This is a genomic window from Streptomyces flavalbus (assembly GCF_042674625.1).
Lineage (GTDB): Bacteria > Actinomycetota > Actinomycetes > Streptomycetales > Streptomycetaceae > Streptomyces > Streptomyces flavalbus.
The window spans coordinates 3,627,214-3,642,782 of sequence record NZ_JBHTEB010000001.1 but is presented as its reverse complement, the minus strand read 5'-3'; the positions used below and the strand labels follow the sequence as shown (position 1 = coordinate 3,642,782).

18 protein-coding genes and 1 pseudogene are annotated in these 15,569 nt (G+C 69.6%); 9 read left to right on the top strand and 10 right to left on the bottom strand.

Translation table 11 applies throughout. From position 1 onward, the window contains the following. The first annotated feature begins 169 nt into the window (after positions 1 to 169). Positions 170 to 1,624: an NCS2 family permease gene (locus ACFQZ6_RS16225; RefSeq protein WP_381609350.1), complete on the top strand. Its 1,455-nt coding sequence runs from the start codon at positions 170 to 172 to the stop codon at positions 1,622 to 1,624. Positions 1,625 to 1,646: 22 nt separating this feature from the next. Here the strand turns inward: ACFQZ6_RS16225 and ACFQZ6_RS16220 are convergent, their stop codons facing one another. Further along, the gene (locus ACFQZ6_RS16220) at positions 1,647 to 1,835 is read right to left on the bottom strand and encodes a ribbon-helix-helix protein, CopG family (RefSeq protein WP_381609348.1); all 189 of its coding nucleotides are present in this window, start codon (positions 1,833 to 1,835) and stop codon (positions 1,647 to 1,649) included. A 164-nt stretch (positions 1,836 to 1,999) separates the two neighbouring features. Between ACFQZ6_RS16220 and ACFQZ6_RS16215 the strand changes: the two genes are divergently transcribed. Continuing rightward, positions 2,000 to 2,437: a MarR family winged helix-turn-helix transcriptional regulator gene (locus tag ACFQZ6_RS16215; protein ID WP_381609344.1), complete on the top strand. Its 438-nt coding sequence runs from the start codon at positions 2,000 to 2,002 to the stop codon at positions 2,435 to 2,437. Between the two features lie 63 nt (positions 2,438 to 2,500). Continuing rightward, positions 2,501 to 3,877: an MFS transporter gene (locus ACFQZ6_RS16210; protein ID WP_381609341.1), complete on the top strand. Its 1,377-nt coding sequence runs from the start codon at positions 2,501 to 2,503 to the stop codon at positions 3,875 to 3,877. Here the strand turns inward: ACFQZ6_RS16210 and ACFQZ6_RS16205 are convergent, their stop codons facing one another. After that, positions 3,878 to 4,465, bottom strand: a complete 588-nt coding sequence (locus ACFQZ6_RS16205; RefSeq protein WP_381609338.1) for a Uma2 family endonuclease — start codon at positions 4,463 to 4,465, stop codon at positions 3,878 to 3,880. It lies immediately after the preceding gene. Positions 4,466 to 4,578: 113 nt separating this feature from the next. Between ACFQZ6_RS16205 and thpR the strand changes: the two genes are divergently transcribed. Next, positions 4,579 to 5,151 (top strand): RNA 2',3'-cyclic phosphodiesterase, encoded by a 573-nt coding sequence (gene thpR, locus ACFQZ6_RS16200; protein ID WP_381609335.1) that lies wholly within the window; start codon positions 4,579 to 4,581, stop codon positions 5,149 to 5,151. Positions 5,152 to 5,284: 133 nt separating this feature from the next. Here the strand turns inward: thpR and ACFQZ6_RS16195 are convergent, their stop codons facing one another. The 4 genes and pseudogenes from ACFQZ6_RS16195 to ACFQZ6_RS16180 all read right to left on the bottom strand — a co-directional run bounded on the left by ACFQZ6_RS16195 (position 5,285) and on the right by ACFQZ6_RS16180 (position 7,282). Then, positions 5,285 to 6,277 (bottom strand): aldo/keto reductase, encoded by a 993-nt coding sequence (locus ACFQZ6_RS16195; RefSeq protein WP_381609333.1) that lies wholly within the window; start codon positions 6,275 to 6,277, stop codon positions 5,285 to 5,287. Between the two features lie 29 nt (positions 6,278 to 6,306). After that, the gene (locus tag ACFQZ6_RS16190; RefSeq protein ID WP_381609331.1) at positions 6,307 to 6,453 is read right to left on the bottom strand and encodes a DUF397 domain-containing protein; all 147 of its coding nucleotides are present in this window, start codon (positions 6,451 to 6,453) and stop codon (positions 6,307 to 6,309) included. A gap of 5 nt (positions 6,454 to 6,458) precedes the next feature. After that, positions 6,459 to 6,509, bottom strand: a pseudogene (locus ACFQZ6_RS16185) (DUF397 domain-containing protein); the annotation flags it as partial. Beyond that, positions 6,506 to 7,282: a helix-turn-helix domain-containing protein gene (locus ACFQZ6_RS16180; RefSeq protein ID WP_381609328.1), complete on the bottom strand. Its 777-nt coding sequence runs from the start codon at positions 7,280 to 7,282 to the stop codon at positions 6,506 to 6,508. The gene ACFQZ6_RS16180 and the pseudogene ACFQZ6_RS16185, both read right to left, overlap by 4 nt. Positions 7,283 to 7,401: 119 nt before the next feature. Between ACFQZ6_RS16180 and ACFQZ6_RS16175 the strand changes: the two genes are divergently transcribed. Next, positions 7,402 to 7,818, top strand: coding sequence for a hypothetical protein (locus tag ACFQZ6_RS16175; protein ID WP_381609326.1), 417 nt, complete (start codon positions 7,402 to 7,404; stop codon positions 7,816 to 7,818). A 769-nt stretch (positions 7,819 to 8,587) separates the two neighbouring features. Here ACFQZ6_RS16175 and ACFQZ6_RS16170 read toward each other — a convergent pair. Both ACFQZ6_RS16170 and ACFQZ6_RS16165 read right to left on the bottom strand, forming a co-directional pair. After that, positions 8,588 to 9,175: a Uma2 family endonuclease gene (locus ACFQZ6_RS16170; RefSeq protein WP_381609324.1), complete on the bottom strand. Its 588-nt coding sequence runs from the start codon at positions 9,173 to 9,175 to the stop codon at positions 8,588 to 8,590. 87 nt (positions 9,176 to 9,262) lie between these two features. Further along, a complete protein-coding gene (locus ACFQZ6_RS16165; protein WP_381609322.1) occupies positions 9,263 to 9,940 on the bottom strand; it encodes a GDSL-type esterase/lipase family protein in 678 nt (225 codons plus the stop codon). A gap of 88 nt (positions 9,941 to 10,028) precedes the next feature. On the opposite strand from ACFQZ6_RS16165, the gene ACFQZ6_RS16160 reads away from it, so the two are divergent. Next, positions 10,029 to 11,027: a WD40 repeat domain-containing protein gene (locus tag ACFQZ6_RS16160; RefSeq protein WP_381609320.1), complete on the top strand. Its 999-nt coding sequence runs from the start codon at positions 10,029 to 10,031 to the stop codon at positions 11,025 to 11,027. Here ACFQZ6_RS16160 and ACFQZ6_RS16155 read toward each other — a convergent pair. Further along, positions 11,005 to 11,766 (bottom strand): TetR/AcrR family transcriptional regulator, encoded by a 762-nt coding sequence (locus ACFQZ6_RS16155; protein ID WP_381609317.1) that lies wholly within the window; start codon positions 11,764 to 11,766, stop codon positions 11,005 to 11,007. The two genes, ACFQZ6_RS16160 and ACFQZ6_RS16155, sit on opposite strands and share 23 nt — an antisense overlap. Positions 11,767 to 11,876: 110 nt before the next feature. Here ACFQZ6_RS16155 and ACFQZ6_RS16150 point away from each other — a divergent pair, with 110 nt between their 5' ends. The 3 genes from ACFQZ6_RS16150 to ACFQZ6_RS16140 all read left to right on the top strand — a co-directional run bounded on the left by ACFQZ6_RS16150 (position 11,877) and on the right by ACFQZ6_RS16140 (position 14,263). Next, positions 11,877 to 12,887, top strand: coding sequence for an ATP-binding cassette domain-containing protein (locus ACFQZ6_RS16150; protein WP_381609315.1), 1,011 nt, complete (start codon positions 11,877 to 11,879; stop codon positions 12,885 to 12,887). Beyond that, a complete protein-coding gene (locus ACFQZ6_RS16145) occupies positions 12,884 to 13,705 on the top strand; it encodes an ABC transporter permease (protein WP_381609313.1) in 822 nt (273 codons plus the stop codon). The genes ACFQZ6_RS16150 and ACFQZ6_RS16145 overlap by 4 nt, the downstream gene beginning before the upstream one ends. A gap of 69 nt (positions 13,706 to 13,774) precedes the next feature. Then, on the top strand, positions 13,775 to 14,263 hold the full coding sequence (locus ACFQZ6_RS16140) for a hypothetical protein (RefSeq protein ID WP_381609310.1): 489 nt from the start codon (positions 13,775 to 13,777) through the stop codon (positions 14,261 to 14,263). Between the two features lie 66 nt (positions 14,264 to 14,329). Here the strand turns inward: ACFQZ6_RS16140 and serC are convergent, their stop codons facing one another. Beyond that, the gene (serC, locus tag ACFQZ6_RS16135; protein WP_381609307.1) at positions 14,330 to 15,448 is read right to left on the bottom strand and encodes a phosphoserine transaminase; all 1,119 of its coding nucleotides are present in this window, start codon (positions 15,446 to 15,448) and stop codon (positions 14,330 to 14,332) included. Between the last annotated feature and the right edge of the window lie 121 nt (positions 15,449 to 15,569).

The window sequence follows — 15,569 nt, the reverse complement described above, 5'->3', positions numbered from 1 at the left end:
TACGAGGCGGTCCGCGTCCGGTGTGAGGCAGATCCCGACCGCTTCTACGCGCGGAGATAGCGTTTACGGCACTCATATGTTCATACTGAAACCGTTTGCATTTGACCACTTTCATTCGTAGAAAACTCCAACGGCGCGGGGGGAGCGTCCGCTGGGGATGAGGTCCCGCATGTCCACCTCGGCCACTGACGCCAAGGTCCCCGCCCCTGAGCAGCCGGGCGGCCGTCCCGCGAACGGCGCACTCGACCGCTACTTCAAGATCTCCGAGCGCGGCAGCTCGCTCGGCCGCGAGGTCCGTGGCGGCTTCGCCACCTTCTTCGCGATGGCCTACATCATCGTGCTGAACCCGATCATCCTCGGCAGCGCGAAGGACATGTACGGGAACCAGCTCGACAACGGGCAGCTCGTCACGGCCACGGCGCTGACGGCGGCGTTCACGACGCTGCTGATGGGCGTCATCGGCAACGTGCCGATCGCGCTCGCCGCCGGTCTCGGTGTGAACTCGGTCGTCGCGCTCCAGCTCGCCCCGCGGATGTCCTGGCCGGACGCCATGGGCATGGTCGTGCTCGCCGGTTTCATCGTGATGGTCCTGGTCGCCACCGGCCTGCGCGAGCGCGTGATGAACGCCGTCCCCTACGGGCTGCGCAAGGCCATCGCCATCGGCATCGGCCTGTTCATCATGCTGATCGGTCTGGTCGACTCGGGCTTCGTCACCCGGATGCCGGACGCCGCCCACACCACCGTCCCGCTCCAGCTCGGCGCCGACGGCCACCTCAACGGCTGGCCGGTGCTGGTCTTCATCCTCGGCGCGCTGCTGACGCTGGCGCTGATCGTGCGCAAGGTGCCCGGCGCGATCCTGCTCTCGATCGTCGCCATGACCGTCGTAGCCATGATCATCAACGCCGTGGCGGACGTGCCGTCCTGGGGCCTGACCACCCCGACCTGGCCCGGCAACCCGGTCGCCAGCCCCGACTTCGGCCTCATCGGCGAGGTCAGCCTGTTCGGCGGCTTCGACGAGGTCGGCGTGCTGACCGGCGTCCTGTTCGTCTTCACCGTGCTGCTGTCCTGCTTCTTCGACGCCATGGGCACGATCATGGGCGTCAGCGACGAGGCCAAGCTGACCGACGCCCAGGGGCAGATGCCGGGCATCAACAAGGTCCTGTTCATCGACGGTGTCGCGGTCGCCGCGGGCGGCGCTTCCTCCTCCTCGGCCACCACCGCTTTCGTCGAGTCCACGGCGGGCGTCGGCGAGGGCGCGCGCACCGGCTTCGCCAACGTCGTCACCGGCGCGCTGTTCGCCGTGGCGCTCTTCCTGACGCCGGTCGCGACCATGGTCCCGTCGCAGGCGGCGACCCCGGCGCTGCTCGCGGTGGGCTTCCTGATCCTGGCCGGTTCCGTCAAGGAGATCGACTGGGCGGACCACACCATCGCCATCCCGGCCTTCGTGACCATGGTGATGATGCCGTTCACCTACTCGATCACCAACGGCATCGGCATGGGCTTCATCACCTTCGTCGTGCTGCGTCTCGCGGCCGGACGGAGCCGGGAGGTGCCGGTGGCGATGTACGTGGTGTCGGCGGTGTTCGCGTTCTACTACCTGATGCCCGCTCTGGGCCTTACCTGAGCGGGGCGGGGGAGGCCGGAGTTCAGGTGACGGTCTCCCCGTAGAACTTCTCCGTCTCCTCGACGGCGGTCTGGAACCGTTCGTCGAAGTCGTCGCGAATGAGCGTCCGGACCACGTAGTCCTGGACGCTCATTCCGCGTTTGGCGGCATGGTGCCGCAGGCGTTCGAGCAGGTCGCCGTCTATCCGCAGGCTGAGCACGCTGGTCCCCATGGAGACGAGGGTCGGGGACGCCGACCGTGGTGCGCCGCTTTCCACTCCCAGATCACTCGATCGGGCGATGGGGACCGTGCCGTGGTGAGCGTCACGTCATAGAGGGCAGTCGAGGGGTCGCCCCCAGTGGTCCTTAGGGAGAGTAATGAGTTACCCTAAAGAACATGCCGGACCTTACCCATGGCGACGACGCTGCCGCCGTGAACTCCCTGCGCTCCGCGATCATGCGGCTGTCCCGTCGCCTCAAGCACCAGCGGGTCGACGAGTCGCTCAGCCCCACCGAGATGTCGGTCCTGGGCACCCTCGCCAAGTACGGCCGGGCCACGCCCGGCGAGCTGGCCCGCAAGGAACACGTGCAGCCGCCGTCCATGACCCGGATCGTGGCGCTCCTCGAAGCCAAGGGCCTGGTCCGGCTGGAGCCCCACCCGGAGGACCGGCGCCAGAAGGTCGTCACGCAGACCGAGCAGGCCGAGGCGATGCTGGAGGAGAGCCGCCGCAAGCGGAACGCCTTCCTCGCCACGCTGGCCGAGGGTCTCGACGACGACGAGTGGGAGAAGCTCCGCGCCGCCGCGCCGGTGCTGGAGAAGCTGGCGCACTTGTAAGCACGTACCGCATGTACGGCGCGTACTGATCGTTCTTTGGCGTTTCGCGTAGGAGGCGACCCTTTGAGTACGGGACCCGGAGCACACTCCGCCCCCGGACCTGACACCCCCCACCCCACCGCACCCCCCACTACCCCCACCACCACCCCCACCCGCAAGTCCTCGATGTTCAGCTCCCTGAAGATCCGCAACTACCGCCTCTTCTTCATGGGCCAGGTCGTCTCGAACATCGGCACCTGGATGCAGCGCATCGCCCAGGACTGGCTCGTCCTCAGCCTCACCGGCTCCGCGACCGCCGTGGGCGTCACGACCGCCCTCCAGTTCCTGCCGATGCTCCTCTTCGGCCTCTACGGCGGCGTCCTCGTCGACCGCCTGCCGAAGCGCCCGGCGCTCCTCGTCACCCAGACGTCGATGGCGCTCACGGGCGTCGCCCTGGCGCTCCTCACCATCACCGGCCACGTCGAGGTCTGGCACGTCTACGTCGCCGCCTTCGCCGTGGGCATGGCGACGGTCGTCGACAACCCGGCCCGCCAGTCCTTCGTGAGCGAGATGGTCGGCCCCGGCCAGCTCCAGAACGCGGTCAGCCTCAACTCCGCGAACTTCCAGTCCGCGCGCCTGGTCGGCCCCGCCGTCGCGGGTCTGCTCATCACCGGCGTCGGCACCGGCTGGGCGTTCCTCTTCAACGGCCTGTCCTTCATCGCGCCCATCACCGGCCTGCTGCTGATGCGCGCCCGTGAACTGCACGCCGTGGAGCGCGCCCCGAAGTCCAAGGGCCAGCTCCGTGAGGGCCTGCGCTACGTCGCCGGGCGCCCCGACCTGATCTGGCCGATCGTCCTGGTCGGTTTCGTCGGCACCTTCGCCTTCAACTTCCCCGTCTACCTGTCCGCCTTCGCCGACGACGTCTTCCACGCGGGCGCGGGCTCCTACAGCCTCTTCAACACCCTGATGGCGGTCGGCTCGGTCACGGGCGCGCTGATAGCCGCGCGCAGGGGCCACGCCCGCCTGCGCGTCCTGAGCACGGCGGCGATGGTCTTCGGCGCCCTGGAGATCGTGGCGGCCCTGACCCCGTCCCTCTGGCTCTTCGCCCTGCTGATGATCCCGCTCGGCGTCTTCGGCATGACGGTCAACGTCACCGCCAACACCAGCATCCAGATGTCGACCGACCCCGCCATGCGCGGCCGGGTCATGTCCCTGTACATGATGGTCTTCCTCGGCGGCTCCCCCGTCGGCGCCCCGATAGTCGGCTGGATCACCGACACCTACGGCGCCCGCGTCGGCCTCGCCACCGGCGGCGCGATCGCCGCCCTCGCCGCCCTCACCATCGCCCTGATCCTCGCCCGCGTCGGCGGCCTCCGCCTCGCGGTGGGCTGGCACCACGGCCACCCACGCGTACGGTTCGTCCCGCGGGAGGAGCGGGAGAGGGTGGCGGTGGCGGCGTGATCAGTCGCGGGGGAAGTCGTCGGTCTTGAGGACGAGACCGACGACGGTGCTGGTCAGGTCGATGTCGTCGCCGAAGCCGAAGCTGACCTCGGAGTGGTACTCGCCGTCCTTCGGCAGGGTGTGCAGGTGCCACTCCGCCGTGTACGGGTTCACGATCAGGTACACCGGCACTTCAGCGGCGGCGTACGCGGTCTTCTTGGGACCGTAGTCGTTGGCCGCCGTGTCCTTCGAGATCACCTCGGCGACGAACTCGACGTCCTTGTACTGCCAGCGGCCCTTGTCGTCCTTCAGGGCGCCCTCCGCGAGAGCCGTCACGTCGGTGGCGAACCCGTTGAGATGCCCGGGGTAGTCGATGCGGACGTCGGACTTGACGCGCTTGCGCGGGTACTTGGCGCGCAGTTGCTCGACGATCTCCAGGATGATGTCCCAGTGGCTGTCCCGCTGCGGCGACATGAAGATGTGCCCCCCGACGATCTCGGTCTTGTATCCCTCGGGGACGGGCATCTTCTCCAGCCACTCGAACAGCATGTCGAGCGTGAGTTCGCCGCTGCTTTCGGCCATCTCGATCCTGTCGTCAAGGACGGTCATCGTGGCGCTCCTCCCCGGCCGCCGCTCGTTCACGACAACCGCGCGGTACAACGATACGAACGGCGGCCGGGACACGCCCGGCCGTACACATGTGCGGCGGGCACACTGGCCCCATGAGACTCTTCGCCGCTGTGATGCCGCCCGATGAGGTCGCTCGGGAGCTTGCCGCCGAGATCGACCGGCTGCGGACGCTGCCCGGTGCGGACGGGCTGCGGTGGACCGGGCGGCCCGGGTGGCACTTCACGCTCGCGTTCTACGGCGAGGTGGACGACGCCCTCGTCCCGGAACTGTCGGAGCGGCTGGAGCGGGCCGCGAGCCGGAGCGAGCCGTTCGCGCTGGCGCTGCGGGGCGGGGGCCAGTTCGGGCGCGGGCGCGCCCTGTGGGCCGGGGCGGACGGCGACCTGGACGCCCTGCGGCTGCTGGCCGAGCGGACTGAGGCCGCGGGCCGGAAGGCGGGCGTCGACATGGGCGAGCACCGCCGCTACAAGGCCCACCTCACGGTGGCCCGCAGCCGCGACGCGACCGACGTACGGCCGTACGTGACCGCCCTGCGCGACTTCGCCAGCGCCACCTGGACCGTGACCGAGCTGGCGCTCGTCCGCAGCAACCTGCCGAGGTCCGGGCAGCCCGGCGAACAGCCCCGTTATGAGGCGGTCGCCCGCTGGCCACTCGGCGCCGCCCGTTAGGCTCGTCCCGTGGACCCGAAAACCCGAAACCGGATCATGGCCGGTGCGCTCGTGATGATGTTCCTGGTGGTGGCGGTGGCGGCGGCCTTCGGCTGACCGCCGCCCCGCCCCGCACCGTGTCCGTTGCGGGTGGCTACCAGGCGAACGCCTCAGGAGACGGCCCCGGACCCGGGAAGACCTCGTCCAGCCCGGCCAGCACCTCCTCGCTCAGCTCCAGCTCCACCGCCCGCAGCGCCGACTCGAGCTGTTCCGCCGTGCGCGGGCCGACGATCGGGCCGGTCACGCCGGGGCGGGTGAGCAGCCAGGCCAGGGCGGCCTCGCCGGGCGCCAGGCCGTGCTTGTCGAGCAGATCCTCGTACGCCTGCACCTGCGCGCGTACGGCCGGATCGGTGAGCGCCTCCGCCGTGCGCCCGCCCGCCCGGCGGCCACCCTGGGCCTCCTTCTTGATCACCCCGCCGAGCATCCCACCGTGCAGCGGCGACCACGGGATCACGCCGAGCCCGTACTCCTGCGCGGCCGGGATGACCTCCATCTCGGCACGCCGCTCGGCCAGGTTGTAGAGGCACTGCTCACTGACCAGGCCGATCGTGCCGCCCCGCCGCGCGGCGATCTCGTTCGCCTGCGCGATCTTGTACCCCGGGAAGTTCGACGACCCCGCGTACAGGATCTTGCCCTGCTGCACCAGGACGTCGATCGCCTGCCAGATCTCCTCGAACGGCGTGTTCCGGTCCACGTGGTGGAACTGGTACACGTCGATGTAGTCCGTCCGCAGCCGCCGCAGGCTCGCGTCGACCGCGCGCCGGATGTTCAGCGCGGAGAGCTTGTCGTGGTTGGGCCAGGGGTCGCCGTCGGCGCCCATGTTGCCGTACACCTTGGTCGCGAGGACGACCTTGTCGCGCCGGTCGCCGCCCTGGGCGAACCAGTTCCCGATGATCTCCTCGGTACGGCCCTTGTTCTCACCCCAGCCGTAGACGTTCGCGGTGTCGAAGAAGTTGATACCGGCGTCCAGCGCCGCGTCCATGATCCCGTGACTGTCGGCCTCGTCCGTCTGCGGGCCGAAGTTCATCGTGCCGAGGACGAGTCGGCTGACCTTGAGTCCGGTGCGTCCGAGCTGCGTGTACTTCATGGTCCACAGCCAACGTCTTGTAGTGGACTCTAGGCAAGCATCTCGGGGAGCGCACGGAGGAAGGCGGTCCAGGTGGCGGGGGTGAGGGTGAGGGTACGGTCGGGGGATTTGGAGTCGCGGAGGTGGAGGGTGGTGGGGGTGCTGGGGGTGGGGGGAGGGTGGCTATTTCGAGGCATTCGCCGCCCTGACTGCTGCTGTAGCTGCTCTTGAACCAGTTCAGGTCAGTGGTCATAGCTCGTGCGACACCTCATAGATCAGCTTGGCCGATTCCTCGGGGTTCAGGGCCTGGGCCCGCAGGATGCCATATTGGGCGAACAGGTTGCCCAGGTACGGCTGTTCGCTGACGAAGTAGCCGCCTCCCGGCGCTTCGGCGTAGGCGATCTGCCTGCGCTCATCCGTCTCCAGCAGAATCATCGCGCCGTTCAAACCCGCGTGGACTTCCCGGTTGGTCGGCATCAACTGAACGGTGATATTGCGCTGTTGGCACATCTCAAGCAGGTGGGCCAACTGGTCTTTGAGGATGTGCGTGCCGCCGATCGGACGCTTCAGGATGTGCTCTTCGAGGACGAAGCCGACGACAGGCGCGGGTCTGCGTCGCAAGACGCGCTGCCGCTCGATGCGGGCTGCGGTTCGAGCCTCAAGCTCGTCCTCCTCGTACGGTGGGCTCTCCTGAGTGAAGACCGCCCGTGCAAAGGCTTCGGTCTGGAGCAGCCCCGGAATCACATGGTTCGCGTACATGTAGATCGCGCTCGCCTTTGCCTCCAGCTCCGCGTAGTCCTCGAACCATGAAGGGAACCGGGGGGCCCTCAACTTCTTGCCTGCGGTCAGAAGTGCACCTTGTGCACTGAGCACCTCGTCCGCGATTTCAACGAGCTTGCCCTTTGGTGGTCGCTCACCCCGCTCCACCATGGCCACCTGGGACTTGGAGTACCCGACGTACTTGCCCAACGCCTCCTGCGTCATCCCCGCCCGTTCGCGGTAGAACCGCAGCAACGAGCCGAACATCTCCAGGTTCCCCGAACTCCGTTCACCTGAGCGCACACTTGCCTCCCCGGCCGCACAGCACGGCACCACCCGCCCGTAACTCTGGTCACAGTATGTGACCGCGCGAGACGATTTGCGTCATGAACGAGAGAATTGACGCCCCCTGGGTCCCCACCTGGATTCCCGCCTCCGGTCACGCCCTCCGTCACGCGGGCGTCCACTTCGACGCCGTACGGATCAGGGGCGACCTGGGCAAGCGCATCGCCTCGCACCTGGTGCTGTGCACGGACTTCCAGGCGGGCCCGATCGTCCAGGAGGTCACGGGCGAACTCGGCATGTACTTCCTGCTCCCACCCGACACCGCCGCCATCTTCCAGTGGCCGCCCGGCGTCCGCGCCCTCACCCGCAGGGACAACTTCCAGGCGTACGTCGGCATCCCGGCCCTGTCCGGCGTCACCTGGCCGCTGGGTTGGCGCTCGGTCCCGAGCCGGGAGGCCCCCTTCGTGGAGGGCGAGTTGCTGCGGGAGGCGGTGGGCCGGGTGACCGCCCACGTGTGAGGTCACCGTCGGGGCCGCCCGCTTCTTTTGCCAGGGTCGTGCTTCCACGGCCCGGCCTCAAGGGCGCTCCGCTGTCGCTCCGCGTCGCCTTCGGCGATGGCCCTGCGGGCCACCCTTGACCCCGGTCCGCTCCAGCACGGGTGAGAAGCGCGCGGACGGCCCGGAAAGACGGGGGGCCGGGGCCTGTGGGTCCCTTGGGTGGGATCCAAGTGTGCGTGGGTGAGGGGCGCGCTGGCGCCTCGCCTGCACGCCGGGTGGGCTTAGCGGCTTCCGGGCCGGTGGGGGGGATGGGGGGTGGCGGCTGGCCTCTGCTGTCACATGGGCCCCAGGAGTGTGCTGGGAGGGGGTGAGTGGTGCCTTTGGCTCACGCCCTGACCCCTTCTTCCCAGAGGGTGTGGGTCAAAGGGGCCAATCACCGCCCACCCCTTGACACGCAGCCCTCCACCACTCTTCCCTCCCTCCCACCGGGCCGGAAGCCGCTAAGCCAGCCCGGCGTGCTGGCGAGGCGCCGACGCGCCCCTACACCCCGGCCCACCGCGCAGCCCACCTGAAGGGATAACGGGCCTGGGCCCCCCGTCTTTTCGGGCCGTCCGCGCGCTTCTTATCCGTGCTGGAGCGGACCGGGGTCAAGGGTCGGCCGCAGGCCGATCGCCGAAGGCGACGCGACCGCAGGGAGCGCCCTTGAGGCCGGGCCGTGGAGGCACGACCCTGGCAAAAGAAGCGGGCGGCCCCAACGGTGACCTTTCAGGTTGGCGTCAGGGCCGCTCCCTCAGTCGCGAGGGAAGTCCGTCGTCTTGAGGGTGAGGCCGAGAGGGGTCTGGGTCAGGTCGACGTCCGTGCCGAAGGTGACCGTCGTTTCGGTGGTGTAGTCGCCGTCTTTCGGGTCCGTGTAGACGTGGCACTTGCCCTGGTAGGGGTCGGCGATGAGGTAGACGGGGACCTCGGCTTCGGCGTACGCGGTCCTCTTGGGGCCGTAGTCGTTCGGGGCCGTGCCCCGGGAGATGACCTCGGCGATGAACTCGACGTCGTCGTTGCGCCACTGGCCCGCGCTGTCCTTCGTGGCGCCCTCGCGGAGCTTGGCCACGTCGGGGCAGAAGCCGTTCCCGGGGCCGGGGAAGTCGATGCGGACGTCGGAGAAGATCAGGGCGTCCATCCCGAACCTGTCTTCGATGGCCCGCACGATCCGGCGGATGATCTGCCAGTGGATGTCCCGCTGCGGAGTCATATAGACGTTGCCCTCGACAATCTCGACCCTGAATCCGTCGGGGACGGGCATCCGCTCAAGTCGCTCGAACCACTCGTCCAAGCTCAACTGGTCGACCTCGGCCATGGCGATCCTGTCGTCTACGAGGGTCATCGTGGCGCTCCTCCCCGGCTTCGCCCCGGCAAGCGCAGCCGCGCGGTACAACGATACGCACGGTGACCGGGTCACGGCGATGTCCGGTCAGGTGTGCGCGTACTCCTCCCCGATGCCCCACCCCTGGGCCAGCGCGTCCGCGAAGGCGCCCGCGATGCGGTGCTCGCCGCTGGCGTTGGGATGCGTGCCGTCGTAGGTGTCGGCGTGGATGTCGTACGTGTCCGGGAGGGCGGCCAGCAGGAGGGGTGAGCGGGGTTCGTCCAGGTCGGCGGTCGCTTTCGCCAGGAGGTCGTTGAAGGACATCACCTGGTCGGCGAAGGCCGCGTCGGAGGCGGCGCGGATGTTCGCGATCACCGGGAGGATCACCATCCGCACGCGCGGGTTGGCCCCCCGCGCCTCCGTCACGAAGGACCGGACGTTCTCCGCCGTCTGCTCGGCGTTGGTGTAGAAGCCCAGGTCGATCAGGCCGAGGGAGACGAGGAGGACGTCCGCGCGGCCCTCGCGTACCGCCTCCGCGATCAGCGGGGCCATGTGCAGCCAGCCCTCGCCCCAGCCCGCGAGGTGGGCGCGCGGGAAGTCCGGGTCGGCGTAGGCGTGGGACGTGGGGGCGTCGGCCGACTTGTCGTAGAGGGTCTCCCGGGGGCCGACGAAGGTGAACGGGCCGCCGTACGTACGGCACAGGTGCTGCCACAGTCGGTAACGCCAGGTGTGCTCGCCCGCGCTGCCGATGGTCATGGAGTCGCCTACCGGCATGAACCTGAGCATTCGCTCATGATGGACGATCGCGGGGGCGGGCGGGGCGTGAGGTCCACCACCCTCCGTCAACCGCCGCCCGGGATGGCAGGCTTGGGCCATGCGCCGATCCTTCGTTCGTCTGCTGAGGGCCGTCCTGCTCGCCCTCCTCGCCTGTGTGGTCGCCGTGCCGTCCGCCGCCGCCGACGGCGACGACGGCTTCACCATCAAGGATGCGCGCATCACCGAGTCCAGCGGGCTCGCCGCCTCCCACCAGCACCCCGGCATCTACTGGACCCACAACGACAGCGACGACGGCGCCTACCTGTACGCCGTGGACAGTGCCACCGGGGAGACCGTCGCCACGCTCACCCTCACGGGGGTCGGTGAGCCGCGTGACGTCGAGGCCATCTCCATCGGCCCTGACAATCAGATCTTCGTCGGGGACATCGGGGACAACCTGGGGGGCACCTGGGACCACGTCTGGATCTATCAGCTTCCCGAGCCCAAGGAGCTGAAGGACCAGACCGTCAAGGCCACGCAGTACGTCGTCACGTACTCCGACGGGGCCCGCGACGCCGAGTCGCTCGTCGTGCACCCGAAGACCGGGCGCGTCTACATCGTCGACAAGAACACCGAGGGCGGGCACCTGTACGAGGGGCCCGCGGAGTTGTCCCCGTCCGGGACGAACGTGTTCGAGCCCGTCGCCGATCTGCCCGACCTTGAGGCCACCGACGCGGCCCTCTCCCCGGACGGGGAGGTCCTCGTCGTACGGAGTTACTTCGGGTCGGTCGCCTATGACTGGAACGGCGGGAAGCCGAGGAAGACCGGGCGCGTCGGGGTGCCCTTCCTCGGGCAGGGGGAGTCCGTCACCTTCACCGCGGACGGGAAGAAGCTGATGTACGGCGCTGAGGGCGCCGACAGCCGGGTGGAGCCCGAGGACGCGCCCGGGGGTGGGTCCTCGTCCTCCGGCGCCTCCGAGCGCGGCGGCGCGTCCACGTCCGCCGACGAGGGTGAGGGGGGCGGTGAGCGCGGGCTGAAGGTCGGTGCCGTCGCCGTGGCGGCGTTGCTGCTCGTGTGGGCCGGGCTGCGGCGGGCTACTCGGTCGCGCGGCGCCTGACCGTGACCTCCAGGCCGTCCAGGATGCGCTGGAGGCCGAACTCGAAGTGGTCGAAGCCGGGCGCCCAGGTGTTCTCGTCGAGCCCGGCGAGCAGCGGGTAGCGGCCGGACGCCATGACCTTCTCCAGGACCGGCCACTGCGCCGTGAAGAACTCCACGTTGGTCATGCCCGTCGTGCGCTCGGCCTCCTCCGTGTAGACCTCGGTGCGCGCGGCGCCGACCACGTACGCGTCGATCATGATGATCGCGGAGACCAGTTCGCGGTCGGTCAGGCCCATGGGCTTGATGCGGGAGAGCATCTTCTCCATGCCGTCCAGGGCGCTCGGGCCGAGGATCGGGCGGGACTGGTTGACCCTGAGCAGCCAGGGGTGGCGGCGGTAGAGGGCGAGGGTGGCGCGGCCGAGGGCCTGGAGCGCTGAGCGCCAGCCGCCGTCGCCCAGGTCGGCGGGGTTCTCGGAGGGGCGCTGGACGCGGTCCAGCATGAGGTCGAGCAGCTCGCCCTTGCCGGGGACGTAGCGGTAGAGGGACATCGTGCCGGTGCCCAGCTCGGTGGCGATACGGCGCATGGAGACCGCGTCCAGGCCGTCGCGGTCGGCGACCCCGATGGCCGTCTCCACGATCCGCTCCAGCGTCAGGCCGGGCTTGGGGCCGCGGCTGGGGCGTTTGCCGGTGTCCCACAACAGTTCCAGCGTGCGGCCGATGTCTCCGCTGCCGCTGGTGTCGTCCGTGCTGCTCGCCATGGGGGCAGTTTAGTTCCGGCGGAAAAACCGAGTACGGTGTACGCGTTATCGGGTACGGTGTACTCAGTTGGAGAGATGGAAGCAGAGGAGAGGGAAGGGGAGGGGGAGATATGGCGGTCGATGGGAGTGGCGGTAGCAGTAGCAGTGGTAGCGGCTCGTACGCCGTCCTCGCCGAAGGGCTGCAGAAGCGGTACGGCGACAAGCGCGCGCTCGACGGGTTCGACCTCGCGGTGCGCGAGGGCACGGTGCACGGGCTGCTCGGGCCCAACGGCGCCGGGAAGACCACCGCCGTCCGCATCCTGTCCACGCTGGTCCGGCTGGACGGCGGGCAGGCGCGCGTGGCGGGGCTCGACGTGGCGCGGCAGGCGCGGGAGGTGCGCGCCCGGATCGGCCTGACCGGGCAGTACGCGGCGGTGGACGAGGTGCTCACCGGTCGGCAGAACCTGGAGATGTTCGGTCGGCTGTTCCACCTGGGCGGCAGGCGGGCCAGGCAGCGGGCCGTGGAGCTGCTGGAGCAGTTCGACCTGACCGACGCCGCCGACCGGGGCGTGGGCAAGTACAGCGGCGGTATGCGGCGGCGGCTCGACCTCGCCGCGTCGATGATCCTCGCCCCGGCGGTGCTCTTCCTCGACGAGCCGACGACCGGGCTCGATCCGCGCAGCCGCGGTGAGGTGTGGGAGTCCGTGCGGGCGCTGGTAGCGGGCGGTACGACGGTGCTGCTGACCACGCAGTACCTGGACGAGGCGGACAAGCTCGCCTCCCACATCACCGTCATCGACCAGGGGCGCGCCATAGCCGACGACACCCCGGACGGGCTGAAGGACAGGGTCGGCGGTGACCGGATCGAGGTCGTCGTCGCCGAGCGCGCCGACATCGCGCGGGCGGTGAAGGTCGTCGCCCGCGTCTCCGACGGCGAGCCGGAGTCCGATGACGCCGAGCTGCGCGTGCACGCCGCCGTCAGCGACCGGGTGGGCGCCCTCACCGAGGTGGCCCGCGCCCTTCAGGACGAGGGCGTCCGGGTCGAGGACATCGGGTTGCGCAGGCCCAGCCTCGACGACGTCTTCCTGCGTCTCACCGGGCATCGCACGGAGCGGCAGGAGCAGGAGGCGGTCGCCGTATGACCACCGTTGACCTCAAGGACACGGCCGCCCGTGGGCGGGCCTACTGGGTGCTCGCCGACTGCTGGAACATCGTCCGGCGCGGGCTCACCCACTACCAGCGCCAGCCCGTCAACATCGCCTGGCAGCTCGGCTTCCCGATCCTCTCCGTGCTGCTGTACGGCTATGTCTTCGGCAGCGCCATGCAGGTGCCGGGCGGCGGGGACTACAAGGACTTCCTGATGCCGGGCATGTTCGTGATGACCATGGCGTTCGGGTTCATCAACACCGCGACCGTCGTCGTGTACGACGCCACGAAGGGCGTCATCGACCGGTTCCGGTCGATGCCCATGGCGTCGTCCGCGGTGGTCGCCGGGCGTGGGGTGACCGATCTGCTGGTGGCCTGTGCCGAGCTGGGGATCATGATGGTGACCGCGTTCGCCATGGGGTGGCGGCCGGACGGGGGCTGGGAGTTCCTCGCCGCGTTCGGGCTGCTGCTGTGGCTGCGGTTCGCGCTGATCTGGATCGGGGTGTGGCTGGGGCTCATCGTGCCCAACCCGGAGGCCGCGGGCGGGCTGTTCGCCGTCGCCTTCCCGCTGACGATGATCTCCAGCATCTTCGTCGCGCCGCAGCTCATGCCGGACTGGCTGGGCTGGGTCGCCGCCTGGAACCCGATATCCTCCACGGCCGCCGCGACCCGCGAGCTGTTCGGCACGCCGGTCGGCGGCGGGGACTCCTGGGTCGAGCAGCACGCGCTGCTGATGGCGGGCGTGTGGCCGGTGGTGCTGACGGCGGTGTTCCTGCCACTGGCGGTACGGCGGTTCCAGCGGCTCAGCCGTTGAGCGGTGGGGGCGCCGAGTCGCGCTGAGTCGTTGAGCCTCCCGGTGCTCCGCCGGTCTACCGTGGCGGACATGCCTCTCGCGACTCGCTTCCCGCTCGGGCACGGACTGCGGGCCTCACTGCGGAACAACGGCCAGGCGTACGGGTTCTCCGTGTCGATCACCACCGCCGGTGCCCTGCTCAGCGTCGAGGCCGAGCCGTCCGGTGCGCTGCCCGTCGTCTGGTTCGCGCTGGCCGCCGCCCTCGCGTTCAGCGTGCTGGAGGCGCTGGCGACGCGGGGGTTCCGCAGGCCGCTGGAGCCGGAGCCCAGCACGGTGACGGCCCTCGGTGTCTCGTTCGGGCTGTTCTCGGTGGGGGTGTCGGTGGGCGCGGCGTGGCTGGTCGCCCACTTTGTCGGCGGGACCGTCGCCTGGCCCCTGACCGCCTTCCTGGTCAGCCTGGGCTATCCGACCGTCGCCGGGCTGGAACTCGCCGTCGCCCAGCGGGCGCAGGAGGCCACCCAGCGAGCGGAGGGGGAAGGGGAGGCTGATGAGGAGGGGGCGGGGGAGGGGGAGACGTGACGCGGGGCGCCCGGAATGGCTCCGGGCGCCCCACCGTCGTACGGACCGTCGTACGGACGATCCGCGTTACAGGTTCTCGATCACGTAGTCGACGCACTTGGTCAGGGCCTCGATGTCCGCTGGGTCGATCGCCGGGAACATCGCGACGCGGAGCTGGTTGCGGCCGAGCTTGCGGTACGGCTCGGTGTCGACGATGCCGTTGGCGCGCAGCACCTTGGCGACCGCCGCCGCGTCGATCTCGTCGGTGAAGTCGATCGTGCCGATCACGGCGGAGCGCTTCGCCGGGTCCGCGACGAACGGGTTGGCGTACTTGACGTCCTCGGCCCAGCCGTACAGGGTGCGCGCGGAGGTCGCGGTGCGGCGGACGGACCAGTCCAGGCCGCCCTGGCCGTTGAGCCACTCCAACTGCTCGTTGAGGAGGAACAGGGTGGCGAGGGCGGGGGTGTTGTACGTCTGGTTCTTGCGGGAGTTGTCGATCGCCGTCGGCAGGCTGAAGAACTCCGGGACGTGGCGGCCGGAGGCGTGGACGCGCTCGGCGCGCTCGATCGCGGCCGGGGAGAACACGCCGATCCACAGGCCGCCGTCGGAGGCGAAGGACTTCTGCGGGGCGAAGTAGTAGACGTCCGTCTCGGCGATGTCGACGGGCAGGCCACCCGCGCCGGAGGTGGCGTCGACCAGGACCAGGGCGCCCTCGTCGGCGCCCGCGACACGCTGGATCGGCATCGCGACGCCGGTGGAGGTCTCGTTGTGGGTGAAGGCGTAGACGTCGACGCCCGCCTCGGCCTCGGCCTGCGGGTGGGTGCCCGGGTCGGCGGAGATCACGGTGGGCTCGGCCAGCCAGGGCGCCAGCTTGGCGGCCTTGGCGAACTTGGAGGAGAACTCGCCGAAGCTGAGGTGCTGCGACTTGTTCTCGATCAGGCCGTGCGTCGCGATGTCCCAGAACGCGGTGGAGCCGCCGTTGCCGAGGACGACCTCGTAGCCCTCGGGGAGCTGGAACAGTTCGCTGATGCCTTCGCGCACCTTGCCGACCAGGTTCTTCACCGGGGCCTGGCGGTGGGAGGTGCCCATGAGGGACGTGCCGGTGGCCGCCAGTGCGGCCAACGCCTCCGTCCGCACCTTGGAGGGACCCGCGCCGAAACGACCGTCCGCGGGCTTGATGTCAGAGGGGATCTGGATCTCAGCCACGGTCCGGAGCCTATCCGCTACGGGAAACCCGGGTGCAACTTCGTCCGGCCGCTGAGACAAGGCTGAGACCAGGTGAGGGGCCGTGAGAGGGAGGGGGTGGGGCACTCCGCCCCACCCCTTC